Source organism: Allobaculum sp. JKK-2023, from assembly GCF_034745455.1.
In the GTDB taxonomy this organism is placed as follows: domain Bacteria; phylum Bacillota_I; class Bacilli_A; order Erysipelotrichales; family Erysipelotrichaceae; genus Allobaculum.
In genome coordinates this window covers 403,651-426,245 of record NZ_JAYERV010000003.1, presented here as the reverse complement: position 1 = coordinate 426,245, position 22,595 = coordinate 403,651, and the positions used below count along the sequence as shown (strand labels likewise).

General features: G+C 46.1%; 15 protein-coding genes. 14 read left to right on the top strand and 1 reads right to left on the bottom strand.

The annotated features are described in order from the left end of the window. The first annotated feature begins 321 nt into the window (after positions 1-321). The 5 genes from U4956_RS01735 (at position 322) to U4956_RS01715 (ending at position 7,869) form a co-directional block, all read left to right on the top strand. Complete coding sequence (locus U4956_RS01735; RefSeq protein ID WP_323088548.1) at positions 322-2,478, top strand: YhgE/Pip domain-containing protein; 2,157 nt, start codon at positions 322-324, stop codon at positions 2,476-2,478. Positions 2,479-2,874: 396 nt separating this feature from the next. After that, complete coding sequence (locus tag U4956_RS01730; RefSeq protein ID WP_323088547.1) at positions 2,875-4,755, top strand: beta-glucoside-specific PTS transporter subunit IIABC; 1,881 nt, start codon at positions 2,875-2,877, stop codon at positions 4,753-4,755. A 259-nt stretch (positions 4,756-5,014) separates the two neighbouring features. Further along, positions 5,015-6,415: a glycoside hydrolase family 1 protein gene (locus U4956_RS01725; RefSeq protein ID WP_323088545.1), complete on the top strand. Its 1,401-nt coding sequence runs from the start codon at positions 5,015-5,017 to the stop codon at positions 6,413-6,415. A gap of 334 nt (positions 6,416-6,749) precedes the next feature. After that, a complete protein-coding gene (locus U4956_RS01720) occupies positions 6,750-7,238 on the top strand; it encodes a sigma-70 family RNA polymerase sigma factor (protein WP_323088543.1) in 489 nt (162 codons plus the stop codon). Next, a complete protein-coding gene (locus U4956_RS01715) occupies positions 7,222-7,869 on the top strand; it encodes a hypothetical protein (RefSeq protein WP_323088542.1) in 648 nt (215 codons plus the stop codon). The genes U4956_RS01720 and U4956_RS01715 overlap by 17 nt, the downstream gene beginning before the upstream one ends. Before the next feature lie 224 nt (positions 7,870-8,093). Here U4956_RS01715 and U4956_RS01710 read toward each other — a convergent pair whose 3' ends face one another. After that, entirely contained in the window at positions 8,094-10,064 is a 1,971-nt protein-coding gene (locus tag U4956_RS01710) for a hypothetical protein (protein WP_323088541.1), read from the bottom strand. A 384-nt stretch (positions 10,065-10,448) separates the two neighbouring features. Between U4956_RS01710 and U4956_RS01705 the strand changes: the two genes are divergently transcribed. From U4956_RS01705 to U4956_RS01665, 9 genes are all read left to right on the top strand, one after another. Beyond that, the gene (locus U4956_RS01705) at positions 10,449-11,177 is read left to right on the top strand and encodes a hypothetical protein (RefSeq protein WP_323088540.1); all 729 of its coding nucleotides are present in this window, start codon (positions 10,449-10,451) and stop codon (positions 11,175-11,177) included. 263 nt (positions 11,178-11,440) lie between these two features. Then, complete coding sequence (locus U4956_RS01700; RefSeq protein WP_323088539.1) at positions 11,441-12,622, top strand: toxic anion resistance protein; 1,182 nt, start codon at positions 11,441-11,443, stop codon at positions 12,620-12,622. Between the two features lie 253 nt (positions 12,623-12,875). After that, the gene (locus U4956_RS01695; protein WP_323088538.1) at positions 12,876-13,436 is read left to right on the top strand and encodes a GNAT family N-acetyltransferase; all 561 of its coding nucleotides are present in this window, start codon (positions 12,876-12,878) and stop codon (positions 13,434-13,436) included. A 698-nt stretch (positions 13,437-14,134) separates the two neighbouring features. Beyond that, positions 14,135-16,708, top strand: coding sequence for a DEAD/DEAH box helicase (locus tag U4956_RS01690; RefSeq protein WP_323088537.1), 2,574 nt, complete (start codon positions 14,135-14,137; stop codon positions 16,706-16,708). A gap of 69 nt (positions 16,709-16,777) precedes the next feature. Next, positions 16,778-17,851: a hypothetical protein gene (locus U4956_RS01685; RefSeq protein ID WP_323088536.1), complete on the top strand. Its 1,074-nt coding sequence runs from the start codon at positions 16,778-16,780 to the stop codon at positions 17,849-17,851. 626 nt (positions 17,852-18,477) lie between these two features. Beyond that, positions 18,478-19,539 carry an ABC transporter substrate-binding protein gene (locus U4956_RS01680; protein WP_323088535.1) on the top strand — a complete coding sequence of 354 codons (1,062 nt, stop codon included), beginning with the start codon at positions 18,478-18,480 and terminating at the stop codon, positions 19,537-19,539. Between the two features lie 400 nt (positions 19,540-19,939). Continuing rightward, a complete protein-coding gene (locus U4956_RS01675; protein WP_323088533.1) occupies positions 19,940-20,830 on the top strand; it encodes an ABC transporter permease in 891 nt (296 codons plus the stop codon). Continuing rightward, positions 20,823-21,572, top strand: coding sequence for an ABC transporter ATP-binding protein (locus tag U4956_RS01670; protein ID WP_323088532.1), 750 nt, complete (start codon positions 20,823-20,825; stop codon positions 21,570-21,572). The genes U4956_RS01675 and U4956_RS01670 overlap by 8 nt, the downstream gene beginning before the upstream one ends. A gap of 557 nt (positions 21,573-22,129) precedes the next feature. After that, entirely contained in the window at positions 22,130-22,402 is a 273-nt protein-coding gene (locus U4956_RS01665; RefSeq protein ID WP_323088531.1) for a hypothetical protein, read from the top strand. Positions 22,403-22,595: the final 193 nt, after the last annotated feature.

Genomic DNA, 22,595 nt, shown 5'->3' with positions numbered 1-22,595 from the left:
TTTCTACCTCTCGTTTTCTACCTTTCGTTTTCTGTCTATCGCTCTTTCTCTTTCTGGATTCAATTCTGATTGGAAACCATCAAAAAACTGAAACAGTCACTTCAGTGGTCGACAATCTTTCCCCTTGATTAAATATTAAAAAGAACATACATACAGAATCTGTCTGGAAATGAAAATCATTCGTTTTGTGCAATTTCCAGATCAAGGCGCCAAAAGACTTCTGAACGTCTGGGTGACCAGACTGCTTTGCCTGAACGATCAGGCAAGGGATTAGATCTTTGGTTCTGTATGTCTGCCAAGAAGTTCAAAAAGGGGTTTAGTATGAAAAAAATCTGGGAGGTCTACAAGCGGGACCTGAAGAAAATCAGCCGTAATCTGTTTGCGGCGATTATCACGATCGGAATAATCATCATTCCTGCCCTCTATGCCTGGTTCAATATCAACTCCAACTGGGATCCTTATTCCAATACCAACGGCATCAAGATCGCAGTAGCCAATACCGATAAAGGGGCCGAGATTGCCGGAGCCAAGCTGAATGTTGGGGGAATGATCGTCGACCAGCTGGCCAATAACCATCAGATTGGCTGGCAGTTTGTCGATAAAGAGCAGGCCCTGCATGGGGTCGATGATTCCCAATACTATGCGGCCGTCATCATTCCGGAAGATTTCTCCGAAGATATGTTGTCGATTACCAATCTGGACATCAAACAGCCAGTGATTGATTACTACGTCAACGAAAAGAAAAATGCCATTGCTCCAAAGATCACCAATTCCGGGGTCAACACCGTTCAGCTGCAGGTCAATGAAGCGTTCATTGAAACCGCAAGTTCGGTTTTGAGCACGGTCATCCGCGATGCCAGCAAGGAAATCCAGGACAACAGCTCCCAGACAACTGGCAAAGTCGTCTCCACGCTCAATGAGGCCAAAAGTTCTCTGGAAAGCTACCAGACCCTGTTAGTTTCCATTACCGCGTCGACCAAAGCGCTCGACAGCTCTCTGGCAGCCGTTGATTCTTTGCATCTGGATACCGATGCCATTCAAAGTGATCTCAACGATGCGGCAAGTGATGTCAATGATACAGATTATACCTTGCAGGCGCTGCTCAATTCGCTGACCAGCGTGATGGGCTCGATTTCTAATCAGATCGGTCAGGCGCAGACAGCCGTTTCGAACGTTGAAACCGATCTGGAAGGCAATCGCGATGGCGTGATTGCGAGTTTGCAGGCGGTTGTCGATCCGCTGCAGAAAATGGAATCCCTCGATTCTTCACTGCTTCAGTCTTTGCAGAAAATTCAGGATGCCCTGCCGGTTCAGGTCTTTGGGCTGCAGGAGATGATCGACCGCGTAACGGATAACAATAACCGTCTGATTGATACGATCAATGACCTGAATGGTTCTATTGAATCGGTTCAGGATGGCGAAAGCCTGCCAGCCCGGACTATTGATTCCGTCCAGGAGGCGCTTTCGAATCTTGCCAACACCCAGAATGATGTCCTCGACCTGTTCCAGAACCAGGTCCGTGATGGTCTGATGGGTTTGAATGATACGATCAATGACAAACTGGTTCAGGCCAGCGGCCTGGTAGATGGGGTTGCCAATTTCCAGCAGGGAATTGACAGTGCCATTTCTGCCACTCGTGGAACGCTTGCCCAAAGCACAATTGCCCTGGATCAGTCCCAGAACCTTTTAGGACAGGCCATTGACAAGCTGGATACAATCATTTCCGAGATCCAGAACTCGACAGCAGATGAAAGCCTGAAAAAACTGGCTGACCTGTTAGACCGCGATCCAGCGTTGATCAGTGCGTTTATGAAACAGCCGGTTTCGCTTAATCAGCATTCCGTTTATAAAATTGAAAATTATGGCTCCGGCATGGCGCCTTTCTATACCACGCTTGCTTTATGGGTCGGTGCCCTGGTCAATGTCGCCATTTTAAAAACGAAAGTGAAAGATGAAGAAGAATTTGGCGGCCTGAGTCCAACCCAGGCGTATCTTGGCCGTTATCTGATTTTCATGACGGTCAGTGTCTTGCAGGCTTTAGTCATCTGCCTGGGAGATTTGTATCTGCTCCATATCCAGTGCGAAAATCCGGGACTGTTTATCTTTGCGGGGGTGGCAACTGCGGTGACATTCTCCTTGTTGATGTATACCTTAACGATCTCCTTTGGTGATGTCGGCAAGGCATTAGCAGTTGTTTTGATGGTCATTCAGGTGGCCGGATCGGGCGGTACCTTCCCGATTGAAACCCTGCCAGCGTTCTACCAGAAACTCTATCCATTTTTCCCGTTCAACTTTGCGATCAACGCCATGCGGGAATGCGTGGGCGGCATGTATGGAAACTATTACTGGATGGCCTTATCCAGAATGATCTGGTGGATCCTGGTTTCCTTATTGATTGGCCTGGTCCTGCGCAAGCCAATTATCAAAATGAAAGACTACATCGAAGAAAAAGTCGAAGAAACCGGCCTGATGGGCTGATTGAATCTATGATTGCTCGGATCTGATGAGTGAAATGAGTGATCCAAAATGAAACCAAGTCGTCTGTAAAAGGAAAAACAGGCGGCTTTTTTTGTGGCTGGAGGAAGAGAAAAGCAGTGGAAGTTACTTTTTTTCGATACAGATGAACCATATTTCAAAACCTTTATATCGTCTTTACGCTCTGTTTCACGTTATTTCATCGATGAAACTGAATTTGAGAAAAAAGGTGAAACTAAGTTTCGTGTTGTCTGAAAACGGTTTTTCGATCGCTTGGAAATTGGTATTTTACAGGTGCAACAAGGAACACCCGACATCCCAAAGGGCCCAGAAATAAAAGGGAAGTCGGATCTTCAAGTAAGAAAAAAGAACGTAAGGAAAAAGCTAAGGAGAAAGTTCATGTCGAAAAAGTACGAAACACTTGCGGCTGACATTATCGAACAGGTCGGCGGCAAAGAAAACATCAACACGGCATACCATTGCCAGACTCGTCTTCGCTTCAAATTAAAAGATGAAAGCATCGCTCACGATGAAGTCCTCAAAAATATGGATGGTGTTGCCGGGGTCATCCGGAATGCCGGTGTGTATCAGGTTGTCATCGGAACGCACGTAGCTGATGTCTTCGAAGAAGTTGAAAAACTGGCCGGTCTTGACCAGAAAGAAACAGCCGATGCGCCAGAGGAAAAGAAAGGCGCACTCAATACCGTCATTGATTTCGTGGCCTCCGTCTTCCAGCCGGTTATTCCAGCCCTGTCTGGTGCAGGTATGGTCAAAGCCGTTCTGGCTTTACTGGTTGTCTTCCATGTCATCACCAATGATTCTCAGACTTATATTCTGCTCAACATGTTTGCGGACGCCGTCTTCTACTTCTTACCGGTCATGCTTGCTTACACAGAAGCTAAAAAACTGAAATGCAACCAGATCCTGGCTGCTGCTACGGCGCTGATTCTGCTTCACCCAACCTGGACAGGCATGGTTGCTGCCCAGGAAGCTGTAAACTTCTTTGAGATCATTCCATTCCAGCTTGTGAATTATGGAAACAGCGTCATTCCAATTATCCTGATCGTCTTTGTTCAGTCCTATCTGGAACGCTGGCTCAATAAAGCGATGCCAAAGTCGGTCAACCTGGTCTTCGTTCCAATGCTCGTGCTGATCATCATGGGAACTTTATCCTTCTCTGTCATTGGTCCGCTTGGAAATATCGTTGGTCAGTATCTGGCAACTGTATTTAACTTCCTGGCTGAAAATGCTGCATGGGCGCCAGCTGTACTGGTCGGCGGTCTGCTTCCAGTTATGGTCATGTTTGGCATCCACAATGGAATTGCTCCCCTTGGTGTCATGCAGATGGCAAACCTTGGATACGATTCAATCTTCGGTCCTGGATGTGTCTGCTCCAATATGGCTCAGGCTTCGGCTGGTGCAGTGGTTGCCTTCCGCGAAAAGAAAGCCAAAGAAAAACAGCTTGCAACGGCTGGTTCCATCACTGCTTTTATGGGAATTACCGAACCATTACTGTATGGCGTTAACTTACCAAAGAAATATCCATTATATGCATCCATGGTTGGTGGTGCCTGCGGTGGTCTGTATGCAGGATTAACCCACACGCACCGTTTCGCTACCGGATCTTCGGGTCTGCCAGCTGTTCTGCTTTACATTGGCGACAATACGATGACTTTCTTCTACAACATCCTGATTTCCATCGTCATCGCCTGCGTCGTTTCCGCTGTTTTAACCTGGATCCTCGCTTCCGCTTTTGAAAAGAAAGCTGCATCCAAAACCGTAACAGAAACAAATACAAACACCAGCTCCAGCCAGGAACCAACACCAGTCCTGTCCATGAATCAGGAAAAACCAGAAAACGCGGTTGTTCTGGCAACCACTCCAGGATCGATCCTGCCATTAAATACCGCTCCTGATGAAGCCTTTGCTTCTGGCATGCTTGGTCAGGGTGCTGTAATCCGTCCTTCTAAAGGAGAAGTGGTTGCGCCATTTGATGGCAAAGTCAGCGTGTTCTTTCCAACCAAACATGCAATCGGCCTGACCAGCCAGGATGGCATTGAAGTGCTCGTCCATGTCGGAGTCAACACAGTCGAACTGAATGGAAAATACTTTGATGCCAAAGTCAGTCAGGGCGACATCGTCAGAAAAGGCCAGATGCTGCTCAACTTTGATGTCGACCAGATCGCAAAAGCTGGTTACCCAACTGAAACTATGGTTCTGGTGACCAATACCCCAGATTTCAAATCGGTCAATGTTGTCGAAAACCCGACATTCAACTAAGAAGATTCAACCCCCGCTCTTATCGTTGAGTTGGGCAAGAATTCAAGCCAGCCATTCAAAACACCAACAAGCCAGTGAAGCCAGACAAATTGATAACTTCCTGGCTTTGTGAAAAAACACCCTCTCTTACAGTCCCAAAGACCAGAGTGATCCTCTCTGGCCTTCCTGGGAGCTGTAAACAGACACCAGATACGAATATTCAAGTCAATAAAGCAGTCAAAAGATAAAAGCCGGAGCACCCGGCAGAAAGGAAAATCCCATGTTCTATTCAAAACCAAGTACGTTCCCCAAAGATTTTCTCTGGGGCGCTTCGACTTCCGCCTATCAGGTTGAAGGCTGCGCCGACAGCCATGGCAAAGGGCTTTCGGTCCAGGACCTTCATCGCCCAATCAACCAGGCTGACTTTAAAGATGCCAGTGATCATTACCATCATTTCAAAGAAGATGTAGCCCTGATGAAACAGCTTGGTCTCAAAGCCTATCGCTTCTCGATCTCCTGGAGCCGCGTGTTCCCTAAAGGCACCGGCCAGATCAATGAAGAAGGCCTGGAGTTCTACCACAATCTGATCGATGAACTGTGCAATGCCGGCATTGAACCTGTTGTTACGCTCTATCATTTTGATCTGCCCTTAGCGCTGCATGAACAAGGCGGCTGGTCCAATCCTGAAACCATCGATGCGTTTGTAGACTATGCCAGCCTGATGTTTGAAGAATTCAAGGGTCAGGTCAGATACTGGCTGACCATCAACGAGCAGAATGTCATGATCAACCATCCAAATGCGATGTATCCTGGCAAAGTGCCAAGCCAGAAAGAACTTTATCAACAAAATCACAACATGTTCCTCGCCGGGGCAAAGGCCTGCATTCTGCTCCACGAGATGGACCCACAAGCCAAAATCGGACCCGCACCGAACATCATTGCGGTCTATCCAAAAACCTGCAGGCCCGAAGACATTATCGCTGCTGACAACTGGGAAGCGATCCGCGACTGGCTGTATATGGATGTCTACGTACGCGGTGAATACAATCCACTGGCCTGGGCTTATTTAGAAGAAAAAGGCCTGGCACCAGAAATTGCGCCAGGTGATATGGAAATTCTCAAAAATGCCAGACCGGATTTTCTGGGCGTGAACTATTATGCGACCGCGACGGTTTCCGCGGCAAAAAACGATGGCCATGACCGCCAGCCAAGAAATGGCGACCAGCAGACAATGGTAGGTGAAGAGGGTGTCTTCCGTGCCGAAGAAAACGATCTGCTTCAGAATACCGACTTTGGCTGGAAGATTGATCCAGTGGGCATGCGTACAACCCTGCGCCGGATTTACGACCGCTACCACCTGCCCTTACTGATCACCGAAAACGGTATTGGCAGTCTGGATGTTTTAGAAGAAGACGGATCGATCCATGATGACTATCGAATCGATTATCTGACCCGTCACTTTAAACAGGCCGGCCTGGCCATTCAGGATGGTGTGGATCTGATCGGCTATTGCCCATGGTCTTTGATTGATCTGGTCAGCACCCATCAGGGATATAAGAAACGCTATGGCTTTGTTTACGTCAACCGCGGCGAAACGGAGCTCAAAGACATGAAGCGCTATCCAAAAGACAGCTATTACTGGTATCAGGATACGATTGCCCAGAATGGAGCCAACCTCTAAGTGCTGCGAAACTGAAATCCAGAAACCCAAATCCAGAAACCCAAATCAAGAAACCCCAATGTGGACAGACAGCAGATGTCTGTCCCTTTTTCGTTCGCTTTTTAAATCGTCCTTATTGTTGATTACTTTTATTCGCTGCTTTTTCTTTGTCAGATGATCTTTGTGCTTCAAAAAGCGGCTCTTTAAAAAATCAAAATTTTTCTGGCTTCCGGTCACACTTTCGAGGTCTGAATCGTGGTATAGGTGAAAGGACCTTTCAACATACGATTCATGATCCAAACCAACACCACAGATTTACCATCGCATCTGCGCAAGATAGAAAGAAGGGAAGAGAATGCAGCTGGATACTGAATATCTCATGGCGAAATACCAGAAAAACCTGTATCTGGCTGCCTATTCCGTCCTGCAAAATCAGGCAGATGCCCAGGATGCCGTACAGAGCACGTTTTTAAAGTATTACCAGAAGGATATGAACTTCGAAAATGAAGAACACATACGCCGTTGGTTGTTTCGAACGGTTTTGAATCAGGCCAAAGACATACGACGGGCCTTCTGGAGGCGCAACAGGGTTTCCATTGACCAGATTCAGGAAACCGCCCAGCACCAGGATGACCAGGCACATGAACTGTTTAATGTGATTTGTTCACTGCCTGCTCAAGAAAGAATGGTTTTGCAGTTGTACTACTACGAAAATTACAGCGCCCCAGAGATGGCGGAGATGCTTTCCATCAGTGAAGCAGCAGTGCGCAAGAGATTGTCGCGCGCCCGCCAGAAGCTGAAAGAAAAACTGAAAGGAGACTGGAACGATGAACAAGAAGAATGATCCTGCTTTTCTCGACAATCAGAAACGCTATCGGCAGGCGATGAATATCCTTCAGGATCCTGAGCCGGTACGGATTGAAGACTTACAGAAAAGAGAGCAAAATTCTATGAAAAAGACAAAAACAATGGCGGTTACAGCCGCTGCTGCCCTGATTTGCTTATTTGGAGCGACTGGCGCGTATGCCGCAGATCTTGGCGGCTTTCGAACCATGATCAATGGCTGGTTCAATGGTGAGCAGGTTGAAATCGAAGCCACTCCAGATGGTCAGGGCGGCTACACCTTTGCCACATCCGATGGTCAGGAAATCGGAGGCGGCGGTGGCGTTGAGATCGACCGGTTTGGCCATGAAACGCCACTGCCCCCACAAGATGTTTATGAGACTTTTGCCCAGTCTGTCCAGTATAAAGACGGCCGCATCATTTTGACTGACCATGAAAAGAGTGCGGATCTGACGGAACTGTTTGAAAAGAGCGATATCGTTTACGTCAAGATGGAAGTTCAGGGCACGATGAACTATTATCAGATTCAGCAAAACAAAGAGGATGGTGAAGTCATTGGATTTGAATACTCCGTCTATTCAGAACCGTTTAACGGCAAAAAAGAAGCAGACTATGTGGAAGTTGGAAAATAGTCCACAACTGATGGCTTGAATGGATGGAGCCAATCTTCATAGCCAGAAGATCAGCATCGTTAATATCCTTAATATTATTAATATCAATATCATTAAGATCAACATTCTTAAGAAATAGAGCCAGTCTTCAGAATGGCAAGAAGATCTGAAAGCGAAAGACTGGCAAAGAGAAAATGCCCGCAAGTTCGAAAAGAGTCGAATTTGCGGGCGCTTTTGGGTTTTGCTTATTTTGGTTTGTTTTCGTCCTGTCTGGATTTGCGGCCGGGTTTCTTACGCAGACTGCCATCCTTATTGTAGAGGCCGCGCTTGGTGCCAACCGGAACGCCTGGCTTTTTACGGGCGGCTCCGTTTTTATTATAGGGACCGCGGATCGTTCCAGGTTTGACGCCGCGTCGGCGGGGTGCAGGCGAGGCGATGTCTGTAAGAGTTGCCGGATTGATCTTTTGATCGGGGTTTGAGGAGTGAAGACCGACCAAACGATGGTTTTCAAAAGCAACGGACAGATAGATCAGGCTTTGCATATCCCGAATGCCAAGCGATTCAAAGAAAGTCTGGAGTTCATCGCTTTGATTGTGGGCGTAGACATAATTGTCATGATGCCTGTGGATTTGCAGATCGTGGATTTCTTCCAGAATGGCTTTCAGGTTGGTATGACAGAGGCTGGCGGCCTGTTCAAGTTCGTAACCAATGATCGAGCGCAGAAAACCGATCAGAAAGAGAACATTTACAGTTGAATTGAGAATTACCGGATACTGGCCATAGCCAAGCTGAATCTTCATTGTTTTCAGATAGCTTTCCATCTTGCTTTGTCTTGTCTGAATGTTTTGAATTTCAGAAAGCGTAAGGTCGGACGAGTAAATCCACCCCTCCAGACCTTGCCTGTCAATGGCTTGCTGCAAAGCAGGCCGATTGATCCGGACAGGAGCGCTGCCTTCTGAATCGATGATCAAAAAGTTTTCCAGTTCCGGATCAATCTGGACGGGCCGATTTTGATCCAGCTGCTCTTGAATGGCAGCCTGAGCATGGAACACTTGATCAAGCAGGGTTGTGGTTTGTAAGTGAGCCTGCTGGAAATCATAGAGCAACGCGACTTTCTGAGGCTTGTCCAGACTGGAAAAGACTGGCATTTCCATCTGCATCCCAAACAGAGTGGTGAATGGAATGAGATAATCCAGATTCATTTTCATGGCTTTTCCCGACTCAATCCATTGTTCTTTACAGGAAGCTGGCGGATCATTGACCAGAATCAGACAGGGAAGGGCAAGACTTGAAAAAAGTTCCAGCAAAGCAGGGGTGCACACTCCACGCGTGACCAGAATCCCCTCTAAAAAGAAGCCAAGATCTTCAAGATGGTGAATCGTTCTGACCAGAGCTTTGGAATTGGTAAGCCCGCCTTCAAAAACGTCATAGAAAACAGGTTTGCCTTCTTCGTTGAGCGCACAGGCAAAACTGATCGGTTCAGGCTTTAAGTCCGGATTGTTTAGATGGTCATTTTCCATCAGTTTTACACCAGAGTGGCTCCAATCCTGGTTGGAACCATCCACGCAAAGCCACACCTTTTTCAGACCTGTGCCAAGGCAGCTAGCGGCCCATGTTTTGCGAAACAGAGATTCCTGATCTTTGGTCTGGTTCTGGAAAAACAGTGCGGGGAGGGCAGATTCAGATTTCTGTTTTGAATCTGTCTTTGTTTTTGCATCAGAATCCTGATGCTCAAAACCAGCGACGAAAAGCACCTCATTTCCCAAAGGCGGCCATGAAGTCAGAAGAGACTGGAGCTCTTGGAAAGTGTCCTTGTTTGGATAGAGAAGAGGGTAAAGGGCCTGTTCGAGCAATGCATAGGCACTTTGAACGCCATAAATCTGGGTGAGCAGATTGAGAAGACCAGTTTTCTGGTTGATTGCCTGAAGCAAAGTGAAAACGCCAATGCGTTTAACAGGGGGCGTGTTGGATTCAAACATCAGATTCTCCCATTGCTTTGGAAAGATTTTCTGGTATTGCGTGGTCGGATGCATTTTGGCTGGATCATCCGCACACTGATGGCCGATCGTGACGCGCTTTGGCTGTGGAAAACCTTTCTCGCGGTTGTAGGGAGCTTCGATCACGTACTTGATAATGGGGCAGTCGCTGTTTTTGTGCTTTTCAAAGAGCACATGACTGGTTGGAATATCAACTTTAAGATTTCGATAAATAGCCATAATGATTTTATCTCCATGTTATCAGCGTGAAGTCACTGAATTAATCTGATCGTAACATACTTGTTTTCATGAAAAATTAAAAAGCGGATATATTCAATCGTCAATACCGATTATGAACAACTTACAACCAGATATTTATATTTATCGAACGTAAAATAAATAATAGATAAGAAAAATATCATAATTAATGTTCTAGTCTTACAGAAAAGAAAGTTAGATTCTTTTGACAAAGGAATGTCTGGCTCTACACGCTTTTTGGGCGGCTTCAGAAAAATCTGTCTGAGTTTCAATCAGGTCATTGAAAATATGAAGAATGAAACAGGCCGTCAGTCTGCTTCAGGAAGTGTGGCGAATCCATGGTATATTGGTTTCAAGGTGAAAAAAATGAAGAAAAAAATAAATATTCCCTGGCTGATCAGCCTGTTTGTATTGGGGCTAGGCGGCGGTCTTCTGACGAGTTCCGGAATCAGAAGCGGCGTTTTTGGAGCTGGAGCCGGATTTTTCTGGCCAGGTCTGATCCTGCTTGGAATCGGAATTTTCCTTTTGGTGAAAGGGCCAAAGGATAAAAAGCAGAATTCGAATAAGGATATGGAAATGGCGGGGCTGCTGGATGAAGAGCAGCTTCGAAAAACCTTGAAGGCAGTCAAGAAAGCCGATCCAAAAGTGTTTAAAAAAGAGATGCGGGAGCTTGATAACCAGTGCGTCCGCATGGAAAAGAAGAGTGAACAGCTGGATGTGGCTTTGAAGTCCTACTTTCAGGGTTCCCGGATCAGTTATGCCAAATTTGCGGAAACGATTAACCGTTGTCTGTATCTGTTTGATGAAAATGTTACGCAGATTCTTAACCGGATCGCGATTTTTGATGCGGATGGCTATGAGCATTTATTCAAAATCCATCAGGAATACACAGATGCGATCAAACCTTACCAGGCCAGTTTTGATGCCATTGCGGCGGATTTGAAGAAAAACGAAGAAATCCTGATCCGGTTTGACCGTCTGCTTCAGGAAGTGAACAATCTGTCTAACCCGCAGGGCGATCTGGATGATCTGCCGGCCATGCAGGAATTAAGCCAGCTGACTGAACAGACCAAGCTGTATCGTCAGCAGCATTAATTCTTTGATAGATTCCGGATCTTCCTGAATTCAGAATCAGTCCGGACACGGTTTTCATCCAGTCCGCTCAGGTTCTTGACAATATGTTGGATTTGTCTGGACCAATTCTGAATAAATTCTCAAATTTCGTTGAAGGAAGAATGTTGTTCTGATCATGACAGATACTCTTTGATATAACTAGATCAGGCATGATGCATGTAAACCAACCGCTCCAGTCTCAAGGAGCGAACCGATAAACAGCCGATCAGGCAGAAGGAGAACATATGGCTTTCAGTATGGATGTGGATGCGCTCGATAAGGAAAAGGTTACCGAACCTTTAAATCCGACGCCCCAGCAGAAAACTGCCCTGTCCAATATGGCGGCAGAAAACGCAAAAGAAGTAATGGGAATCAATCTTGATTCTCTTGAAGAAAGACGGAATATTGCCAACACCATTGACAGCTTTGGTAAAGATATCGTCGTAAAATCCAGCGAGAAAAATAAAATGCTGGAAAAGACCCTCAACGACCTGTCCAAAACCGGTTCCGAAGGCGGGCAGGTGGTGGATTCACTGGCCAAGCTGAACCGTGAAATGAAAGAACTCGATCCAACAGGGATTAACTTCAATAACAACAGCCTGTTTGGCAAAATGTTTAATCCCGTCAAAAACTACTTCCAGAAATATGAAAAAGCAGATTCCCAGATTGAAGAAATCATGGAATCCCTTGAAGCCGGCAAACGCGCTTTAATCAATGACAATACAACCCTTGAAATCGAACAGGCTTCGCTGCGCGATCTGACGGTAAAACTGGGCAAGCAGGTTGAACTGGGCACCCAGATGGATGAAGCCGTCTCCAAAGCTTTGGAAGAAGCGCAGATCAATAACGAAGACCCCGAAAAAATTAAATACATTCAGGATGAAATTCTGTTCCCGCTGCGCCAGAAGGTGATGGATCTTCAGCAGATGCAGGCCGTCAACCAGCAGGGCTATTTTGCGATGGAAATTGTCCGCCGCAATAACAAAGAGCTGATCCGCGCAGTTGAAAGAGCCCAGCACGTAACCGTCTCGGCTTTACGAACTGCCGTAACCGTTGCTTCCGCTTTATACAACCAGAAGATTGTGCTTGATAAAGTGAAGATGATCAACGATACGACCAACAACCTGATCCGCTCCACATCTGTCATGCTCAAGCAGCAGGGTGCATCGATCCAGCAGCAGGCCATGGAAGCCAATGTCAGTGTCGAAACCCTCCGGGAAGCTTTTAAGAATACCTTTGAAGCCCTTGATGCAGTGGACAGCTATAAGCAGAAAGCTCTGCCGCAGCTTAAAAACCAGCTCGATGCCTTCAAAGAAATGGCTGACGAAGGCGAACGCCGCATTCAGAAAATTGAATCGGCCAGAGCTTATCGAGATGGCATTTCACAGGATGAGGATATCCGCAATCTGCCTCATCTGCCTGAGTAAATGGCTTTTCAGGATTTGGCTGTTTATTTTTGATTCACGACGATCAGACGATTTACAGGGTGCTTTTTTAAGGTGCCCTGTTTTTAAGTTGTTGATTGATGAAGATATATTCAGGATCACTTGCGAAAGAGGCATTTTTCGACCAAAGCCTTTCATACTCTTCGCCAACACCCCCACCCAAACTGCTGAGCAGTTTGGGTGGGGCAGCCTTGCCTGACATCTTGCCTAATATCCGATATATGGAGGAAAAACAGTGATTATTACTACCCCAAGACTCATTTTGCGTCCCTGGAAAGAAGAGGACGCGCCAGTTCTTTACAAACTTGCCAAAGACCCCGATGTAGGCCCGGCTGCCGGCTGGCCAGCCCATCAGGATGAGAAAGAAAGCCTGAGAATTATTCAGACAGTTTTCTCTAAACCAGAAAACTATGCCATCTGCCTGAAAGAGAACAACCAGCCCATTGGTGCAATTTCTTTATTGAGCAGCCGCAATGACCACATCTATCCAGAAGGCGAATGCGAAATTGGTTTCTGGATTGGCAAACCCTACTGGGGCCATGGCTATGTCATTGAAGCCAGCAAAGCTCTCCTTGCCCATGGATTTGAAGAACTTGGCATGAAAACGATCTGGTGCGGTCATTATGTAAATAACGCCAAATCCGCCCGTGCCCAGCAGAAAATCGGCTTTGTCTTCGACCACACCGTCGATCACATGCCCGTACCGCTTCTCAATGAATATCGGGATGAAATCATCAACCGTATGACTTTTGAGGATTGGAAGAAATGCAAAGAACAAGAAGATCAGGCTGTCTGAAGCCTGTTTTTTTAGTTCGATTCTGACGGGAAAAGCTTTCTGGCTGAGTAGAGAGTTTGGGTTGGGGCAGCATTTCGAAGAACAAACCACTCGTCTTATTTGAGATTGGTATAGCAGCTGATTCCAAAGAAGAAGAGTGCGGGAACTGAGCTTAGCAGGCTTTGTCTTCTTCAAGAATTTGAGAGGCAAAGAGGATAGTGATTTTATCTTGGAGCTGACTGTAGATTGGATCAGAGAGTTGGTCAGGGTAACGATCTGCCTTCAGTCTGCGATTTCATGCAGACCATCCTCAAGAAATTTGCTGGATTCTGCCAGAACAAAAACCGGATGAATCTCAGCTTTCGGTCCATCAGTCGCTTCTAGAGAAAGAGGAAAGATATCTTTCCACAAAGAACGTTTAATAGAGCAGCCGGGCCAGCCGGATTGACCTGGAATCGAGCACGATTTTGCTTAAGATGCTGGTTCTTTAAAAGCTGCAGAACGTTTCGAAGGAAGATTATTTCAGATTTTGCATAATTATGAAACAGCTTAACACGAAGAGAAAGCGAAGTTTCGAAAGAGCAGGAATGGTCTTTGACTGTGAAAAGGTTGTACTCAAGGTAAATCTATGTGATGATTGAAAAACTGAAATAAAAAACGGAATTGTGTAATCAATTCTAAGCAGGAGAAAACGGATAGAAGAAAAGGAGAAAAAGCGGATGATACTGGATGCGAACATTGATGGAACGCAGTTTGAACTGTTGAATACAAAGCGGGCTTCGAAAAGAGCAAAAGAAAAAGTGCTGATCAAGGCTTATGGACGTTCTCAGGGAGCTTTTTTAAGCAGACTTCTGTTATTTGATGGAGCGATTACCTCACCGCAGATGAAACTGCTTAAGCGTCTGGCTCTTGAGTTTGTGACAGTGATCAATCATATTCCAGGATATGTTGGAACAGAAGACTTGTATTCCTCATCTTCTGTTCGCCGGATCGAGCTGCACTATGACAAAGCGACGGAGATCGGAGAAAAGCTGGATGATGGAATCCATTCTACATTTTTCTATCCAGAAAACCTGCGGGCTCTCTTTACGGAATTTTATTTGGATCTGAATAAGTATGCCAATCGTTCCAGCGGCAGTCTGCTGAAACTGATGCGTGAAAAGAAGTTTTCAACTGTTGTCGATCAGCTTCATTTCTTTTTGAGTGATGTTCCCGATAATCCAGACTATCCGTTTGCGTTTCTGGCCATGGTCCCGGTGAAGAATAAAGCTGGAGTTCAATGGCTTTCCATTGCCAAAGCATTGAAAAAGCAAAGAAGATCGTATTATGGAACGAGCACTTTGGAAAAGAGGCTAGATCAGGCCGCTGCTGGCAGCGAGTTTATCAAGCGCCTGATCCAGACAAGACTGATTTTGCAGCCGCTGCGCTTAACGGATGATGAAGCCCTGCAGTTCATGCACGATATTCCAAAATTTGAAGAACTTGGCATTGTCTGCATGCTTCCGGAATGGATGAATAATAAGTCTTCCAAACTCCAGTTTATCTGGTCCTCTGAAAACGATGGTCCAGGCCTGATCAGTTCAGAGACCTTGCTTTCCTATGTTCCGGAAATGATGTATCATGGCCAGCCAATTACCGAAAAAGAGGCCAAAGAGCTTCTTGGCCGTGATGAAGGCTATCAGAAAATCAATAATCGATGGGTTGATGCTAGCCATGCGCAGCTGACCACGCTGCTCGAACGATTCCAGAAGCTCCGTGAATCTAGCCAGTCTTTGAGTACCCTGTTTGCGATGCAGGGCGAAGGAGCAGATGGAGAAGAGGATGTCCCAGAGCTGGAAATCAGTTATGAAGACTGGATTATGCAAAGATGCGGCTTGAATCATCCCGTTGAACCCCATCTTCTGCCCCCAGGCTTTGAGCCAGTGCTGCGTCCCTATCAGAAACAGGCCTATTCCTGGCTGGATCGGATGGAGCAGCATCATTTAGGCGTTATCCTGGCTGATGATATGGGTCTTGGAAAAACCGTTGAAATTCTTTCGCAGATCGAAAATATGCGCAATCGCAATAAGAAAAAGATCCTGATTGTCGTTCCTGCTACCCTGGTTGGCAACTGGGTTGCGGAAATTCGTAAATTTGCGCCATGGATGAGCTATACCATTCTGGATGGCAAAAACGAACCGCCAGAAGGACAGGTCAATTCGCTCATTACCTTAGTGACCTATCAGAAGTGTCTGCGCTCGAACTATGTTACAACTGTCCATTGGGACTGCATCATTCTCGATGAAGCGCAGGCCATTAAAAATCCGCAGGCCCAGCAGACTAAAAAAATCAAACAGCTGAATGCAGATTTTAAAGTCGCCTTAACGGGAACTCCAATTGAAAACAATCTTGGCGAACTATGGTCAATTTTTGATTTCATCAATCCAGGTTTGCTTGGAACCCGGGATGAATTCTCTTATTTCAAAAACAATGCGGAGGGTCTGGCTCAGCTCAAACAGATCATTGCGCCTTTTGTCATGCGGCGTATGAAAACGGATAAAACCATCATTTCGGATCTGCCGGAAAAAAATGAGATTGAAGTCCATGTGGATTTAAGCAAGGAACAGGTTGTGCTGTATCGAAAAGAAGTAGAAACCCTTGAAAAGACCCTTCGGGAAGTTCCGTCTTTCCAGGCGAAATTCCAGATTCTGGCTGCTATTACCAAGCTTAAACAAATCTGCAATCATCCGGCACAGTTTCAGAAGACGGGGGACTATTCAGTTTCGCGTTCCGGTAAGTTTGCAGCACTGCGTGATATTGCCCAGACCATTGCTGAAAACGACCAGAAAGTCATTGTCTTTACCCAGTTTGCGCAGATTATTCCCGCTCTGGTGGCTTTGCTGGAGAAAGAATTCAAACAAAAGGGTGCTTCCATTGATGGCAGCACCTCTACCAAAGCCCGGATGAAGATTGTAAAAGATTTCCAGAATGGTAAGCTTCCATTCCTGGTGTTGTCTTTAAAAACAGCTGGCGTAGGTCTGAACCTGACAGCGGCCCAGAATGTCATCCATTTTGATCGCTGGTGGAATCCGGCTGTTGAAAACCAGGCCAGTGACCGGGCCTTTCGGATCGGGCAGAAAAACGATGTCACGGTGTATAAGTTTGTTTCGACCAATACGATTGAAGAAGTTATCAGCACCATGCTTGCCCAGAAGCAGGATCTGGCGGATCAGGTCATCAATGATCTGGATGCAGAAAAACTGACTGAACTGACTCCGGAAGAACTGATGCGGGCAATTCAGTGGCGTGGATAATAGATTTTGTAAGGGAAAGGAGAATATGTCCTCTGGATTCTTCTGAAGAAGAAAATTGGATGACCAACAATGAAAAAAGCGAAAACGAAACCAACGGTCTACGGTAAGGCAGTCTATGACCCGCTGCTTGAATATTTAGAAAAGCAGATGAAAATTCCAAAAACCGCCATAAAGGTTGGCTCCTACTTGTTTGATAAACTTGTCAGAGCCACGACAGATGAGTCTGGAGTCCGGACGACAGACGTGAATCTGTCTGACGATGTGATTGCGTTGATGAAAAAAGCGGATCCAGAGGTCTGGCACCATCGATACTGGAGCTATACTCGGGATGTAGATCTCGCTTTGCAGTCTGATGTCAGGTTTCCAGATTTCCGTTTCACGGAAAAGGGATGGCTTGATCGGAATATCGACCGTATTTTAGGGGCCGAAGAATTTTCCGAAGAAGAAGCAATGACGGTGGTCAAAGAGTTTCTGCCAGTTTCTGATTCTTACATTTTCAATAGAACTCCCCCTGTGATCTTAGTCTGGCGGATGCTGGATCTGTTTGATGAAATCCAGAAAAATCCTAAAAGCATCCTGAAAACCCGGCATGTGCCTGAAGAGATGATTCTTGTTTACCAGGGAATTGAGCCGGCAACGAGTACGTATTTAAAACAATATGATCTTCCTGTCACCAAGCAGGCAAGAAAAGACTGCATGACTGGTCTTTTGGAAAGAGCGATTGACTGGCAGGAAGCAGCAGAACTTTTTCCGCTCGAAGAAGCCGATAAATTAGATTTTCCATCGACTAAATCCCTTCTCAAAAAACTGACCCCGCCTGCTCCTTCTGCCAAAAAGATGGTAAAACAGACGGTACAATCGAAAGCTTCAAAAACAAAATCTACCAAGTCCAACTATGTCTATGGAGTCAGACAATACAATCCGGACGACTGGAGTCTGGTCGCTACGTACACACCAGTCAATTCGATCTATGGTGATCTGAACGTAGATCCAGATGAAGTGTCGTTTTCACTGGATGTTCCGAAATTAATCGATGGACTGGTCACGGTCAAGGAGCGGATGAACCAGGAACCTTGCGGCAGCAGATATCGACACTGGTATCAGTACATGATCGACCGTTATGGAAATTCTGACTTCTATTAAAAAATTAAAAAGTCAGATTTCTGAGCGCCTGTTTTTGCTGAAGCCAGAAATCAAGGAGGAAAACTGTCAACTGCGCACTTCCAATGTCAAAGAAGCCGCGCTTCAAATATCAGGGAAGAGTTGAACAGTCAAAACTGGGTCTGATCGTCCTGGTTTAAACTGGCCTGAAAAAAGTTCGGCAATTCTGGCCGATGAAACTTGAAAAAGGATGGTTTTCAGAAAAAAAATCAGCCGTTTTTACACAATATTGGCACAGTCAGGACCTTTGCCTTTACACTTTGAAGACAATCCACTATATTTCAACCATCAACAACTTGTATTGAAAACCGATGCGGAAGAGATCAAACAGAAAAAGGGATGACAGCGAGTCCGGGAGGGTGTAAGCCGGATGATTACCGTTCTGCAAATGGACTTCCAAGGGCGACGTGAACTCATTGTACAGTAGCGAAGCCGGGCCTTTCCCGTTATAGAAAGAAGAATGTGATAGCATTCGATGAGTGGGCGCAAGCCAATACAGGTGGTACCGCAGAAATTAATCTGTCCTGTTCCGTGTTTTGATCATGGAACAGGACAGTTTTTTTTAGCCTTGCTCTGAATGGACTATCAGAAAAACAGGAGGAAATGTTATGAAAACGATGAATTACTTTCGCAAATCTTTCGCGCTGATGGCTGCTGCTTTATTTGCAGGGTGCTCTTCTTCGTCAGCTCCGGCTTCATCGACAACATCCAGTGCTGCTTCTTCGACCAGTGCAGCCACTACGGAAGTCTATTCCATTGGCCTGGCTCAGTTAGTCGATCATCCTTCCTTAAATACCATCCGTGATGCCATGCTCGATGAATTCAGCCAGGAAGGGTATATCGAAGGTGAAAATCTGAAAATTGATTACCAGAATGCTGCTGGCAAGACATCCAACCTGGATTCCATCATGACCGGATATGCCAATGATGGCGTCGATGCAATCGTAGCCATCGCGACACCAACAGCCATGTCGGCTCAGAATTATGCTGACAAAGCACCCGTGATCTTCTCTGCAGTCTCGGATCCAGTTGCTGCCGGCCTGGTTGAAAGCCTCGATGCACCTGGTGGAAACATCACCGGAACCAGTGATGAAATTCAGGTCGAACAGATCGTTGACTTAATGCTCCAGCTGACACCAGATATCAAAACGGTCGGCATGCTCTATAACCCAGGTGAAGCCAACTCCGTGGCAACAACCAGCCGCTTTAAAGAATACGCCGAATCGAAAGGTCTGACTGTAACCGAAAAAACAGGAACTGACAACACCACCATGCAGCAGGCAGCCGTTGAACTGGCCAACAGTGTAGATGCCATGTTCTCTCCTAACGACAATACGGTTGCAACGGGTATGGTTTCCTTAGCTCAGGTGGCCAAAGATGCTGGTGTTCCTTACTATGTGGGCGCGGATTCTATGGTTGAAACCGGTGGGTTTGCAACCGTCGGCATCAACTATGAAGATCTCGGTCGTGAAAGTGCCAAGATGACCATCGATATTCTCAATGGTGCGGATCCGGCGACAATGCCTGTGAAAGTCTTCAAAGATGATCTCAATGTTTACATCAATGAAGATGTCCTCAAGGCTTTAGAAGAAAACGGCAAGACCAAAGTGGAGGTTCCAGCTGAGATTGAAAACTCCGAAAACCTGGTCAAAGTAACTGGTGAAGAGTAAGAAAGGTTCATCGAACGATTGATCGGCTGTTCTGATCAGACAAATGACAACTATTCCAGGACTGCCCGCTCTTTCTAATCAAGAACAGAAACTGAACAGCAGAAATGAGCAGGCATCAAACAAAATCTCGGATTGATTTCTGCTTCCGGACAACAGTAAGACGGTGTGCCCGAACTGAGGCCGCCGTTCTTTTTTTGGAAAACCGAAAATCCAAAGAGGATGAATTCCAAAGAGGATGAAAAACAGTGGAAATCATTGCCAAAAGTCAGACTTTGACAGGAAAGATTTTGGTTCTGATCGATAGGATAAATTCAGTCAGAATCGCAGGAAGTCAGGCCTTTGCCTGATCGCTTCTTCCTGAACTCTCAAAAACATACAGATAAAAAACAGAAAGGAATTTATGAACGGAACAATACTTCTCAATGCCATTCAGTTAGGACTGGTCTTTGCGGTTCTTTCCCTTGGCGAATACATTACCGTCAACATCATGGACAGCCCGGATCTGACGGTTGATGGCTCTTTTGTTACAGGGGCAGCCATCTGCGCCATGATGACTTTACAGGGGATGCCAAATTTAGGCTTGCTTTGCGCAATGCTTTTAGGAGCTTTATGTGGATGTGTCACAGCGTTTTTACAGACCAAAATGAAAATTCAGCCACTGCTGGCTGGAATTCTGACCATGACAGGTCTTTATTCCATCAACTTGCGCATCATGAACAATACCCCGACAATCAACCTGTTTATCGGCGGAAAACCTGCTCCAACGATTCTTTCCAATCCCAATACACGTTTATGGGTCTTGCTTGCCATTGTGGCCATCATCATTGCCGTGCTCTACTGGTTTTTTAAAACCAATCTGGGTCTGATGCTTCGCGCAAGCGGCGATAACGAAATGATGGTTAAGTCCTCTTCGATCAACGTCGACAACATGAAGTTTTTAGGACTGAGCCTTTCCAACGCGCTGGTTGGTCTTTCTGGGGCGCTGCTGGCTCAGTTTCAGAACTTTGCCGATATTTCCGGTGGAACCGGGATGCTGGTATTAGGTCTTGCCGGCATCATTATCGGTGAAGCCATCCTGCGCCCGCGCAACATTGGCATGGGTCTGATCGCCGCGGCCGTGGGTGCGGTTTTGTATCGGATTCTGTACACCCTGGCGCTGCGTCTTGGCTTTGCGGCAGCCGACATGAACCTGGTTTCTTCGGTTCTGGTTGCGATCACCATTTCTATTCCTTATATTCAAAAGATCATGGCCAACCAGCGCCGCATGAAAGGACGGAAGAAAAATGCTTGAACTTAAAGAGGTCACCGTCATTTTCAATGAGGGAACAACCCTTGAAAAAAAGGCGCTGGACAACGTCTCCATCAAAATCAATCCCGGTGAATTTGTGACGATTTTAGGCTCAAATGGAGCCGGCAAATCGACCTTCTTCAATACCATTACCGGTTCGGCAAAAGTGAAATCCGGATCGGTGATTCTGGATGGTGTGGATATCACCGACCAGCCTGAACACGTGCGCAGCCGAACCATCGGCCGGCTGTTCCAGGATCCTTCTCAGGGGACAGCTCCCCATATGACTGTTGAAGAAAATATGGGGCTGGCGATTTCCTCTGGCCGCTCCCCATTTGCGATTGCCGTTCGCAAGAAAGAAGAAAAACAGTTCAAAGAAATCCTTTCACAACTCGATATGGGTCTGGAAGACCGGCTGAAAACGCCGATCGGTCTGTTATCCGGCGGCCAGCGTCAGGCGGTAGCCTTAATGATGGCTGTAGCCCATCCGCCTAAACTGTTGATGCTCGATGAACATACTGCAGCCCTCGATCCAGTCAGTGCCAAAAAGATTCTGGAAGTCACCAACCGCCTGATTGCCAAAAATAAGATCACGGCTTTGATGATTACCCATAACCTCAAAGACGCGCTTGAAAACGGAGATCGGCTGCTGATTTTCCAGGACGGAAAAATTACTCACGACTTCAAGGGCGAAGAGAAAAAGAAACTGACGCTTGAAGATTTGATTCATTGCTATGACATCTGACTTCCAAAAACTGCTTCCAAGCTCCATTGCAGGCAGTTAAGATCGCCTCTACGAAATCCAGCTAAGATAAATAGCTGGATTTTTTTGCACCTGAAAGGGAGATAAATCTGTCAGAAAGACAGCTTGCTTTACACTGGGCCGTAACTTTTGAATAATAAAAAAGAACCAGAAAGATTGAAAAGTCTGCTGCCATCCAAGAGAGTTAAAAAGCTCAATCTCGACAACAAACTGACAAAGGAGGAATTTTTATGGCTTTCTCAACGGAAGATATCAAGCTGTTTTATAAACTGTGGCTTTAAGTTTTACAGTTTACCAATAATCGTAATCATGTTACAGGTGGTCTGCCAGAGGTTCTGGTCGAAACCGACGTACTCAACACACACCCAGAAGAAATCGACCGTGTCAGTTCTTATCTGTTTGAACATCGTGAAATATTTGAGGACTATGCTTCTGAAAATCCTGACCATCTCGATAAGGAAGAACTGGAAACTATCCGTTCGTGGAAATATGCGGTCAATGGCAGCTTTTTTCTGGAACGAATTTTGAAAAAAGGAGGTATGCTCATCTTAGACAATGATCGAGTTTATTGCGTCAGTCCATTCGTTTCAAACTGGCAGGAGATGGTCAGAGACCAGCAGCTGCCAGTAATGATTGAAACGACTCTGCTGCCATTCAAGAACCAGACCACTTATGATGGTTTGTTAAGGAAGATGCCAATGATGTTTGGTCCAGGCGTGCGTTCTAATCTCAAGGAAGTCTACTCGACAGTCAGAAAAGCTGGAGCAATCATAGATACAGCAGACAAGCTGATTGAAAGTGAAAAGAAGTAAAGCTTCTGCCATCCCTTTTCAGGTGCGGTCAAACTGGAAACTGAAGTGAAAAATCCAGATGGAAAAGATCAGGTTCAATTCGTTGAAAGACGATAAAGATGGATCTGAATTCAGGGGAAAAGACAGAACCAGGTTTTACATTCGGCTCTGGATTTTCAATAATGGAAAAAAGCGGTCTTCGACGACAGCAGAG

Excerpts from the sequence above, each read along its gene's own strand:
- U4956_RS01735 (WP_323088548.1), top strand. The coding sequence starts at position 322 with ATGAAAAAAATCTGGGAGGTCTACAAGCGGGACCTGAAGAAAATCAGC.
- U4956_RS01730 (WP_323088547.1), top strand. The coding sequence starts at position 2,875 with ATGTCGAAAAAGTACGAAACACTTGCGGCTGACATTATCGAACAGGTC.
- U4956_RS01725 (WP_323088545.1), top strand. The coding sequence starts at position 5,015 with ATGTTCTATTCAAAACCAAGTACGTTCCCCAAAGATTTTCTCTGGGGC.
- U4956_RS01720 (WP_323088543.1), top strand. The coding sequence starts at position 6,750 with ATGCAGCTGGATACTGAATATCTCATGGCGAAATACCAGAAAAACCTG.
- U4956_RS01715 (WP_323088542.1), top strand. The coding sequence starts at position 7,222 with ATGAACAAGAAGAATGATCCTGCTTTTCTCGACAATCAGAAACGCTAT.
- U4956_RS01710 (WP_323088541.1), bottom strand. The coding sequence starts at position 10,064 with ATGGCTATTTATCGAAATCTTAAAGTTGATATTCCAACCAGTCATGTG.
- U4956_RS01705 (WP_323088540.1), top strand. The coding sequence starts at position 10,449 with ATGAAGAAAAAAATAAATATTCCCTGGCTGATCAGCCTGTTTGTATTG.
- U4956_RS01700 (WP_323088539.1), top strand. The coding sequence starts at position 11,441 with ATGGCTTTCAGTATGGATGTGGATGCGCTCGATAAGGAAAAGGTTACC.
- U4956_RS01690 (WP_323088537.1), top strand. The coding sequence starts at position 14,135 with ATGATACTGGATGCGAACATTGATGGAACGCAGTTTGAACTGTTGAAT.
- U4956_RS01685 (WP_323088536.1), top strand. The coding sequence starts at position 16,778 with ATGAAAAAAGCGAAAACGAAACCAACGGTCTACGGTAAGGCAGTCTAT.
- U4956_RS01680 (WP_323088535.1), top strand. The coding sequence starts at position 18,478 with ATGAAAACGATGAATTACTTTCGCAAATCTTTCGCGCTGATGGCTGCT.
- U4956_RS01675 (WP_323088533.1), top strand. The coding sequence starts at position 19,940 with ATGAACGGAACAATACTTCTCAATGCCATTCAGTTAGGACTGGTCTTT.
- U4956_RS01670 (WP_323088532.1), top strand. The coding sequence starts at position 20,823 with ATGCTTGAACTTAAAGAGGTCACCGTCATTTTCAATGAGGGAACAACC.
- U4956_RS01665 (WP_323088531.1), top strand. The coding sequence starts at position 22,130 with ATGCTCATCTTAGACAATGATCGAGTTTATTGCGTCAGTCCATTCGTT.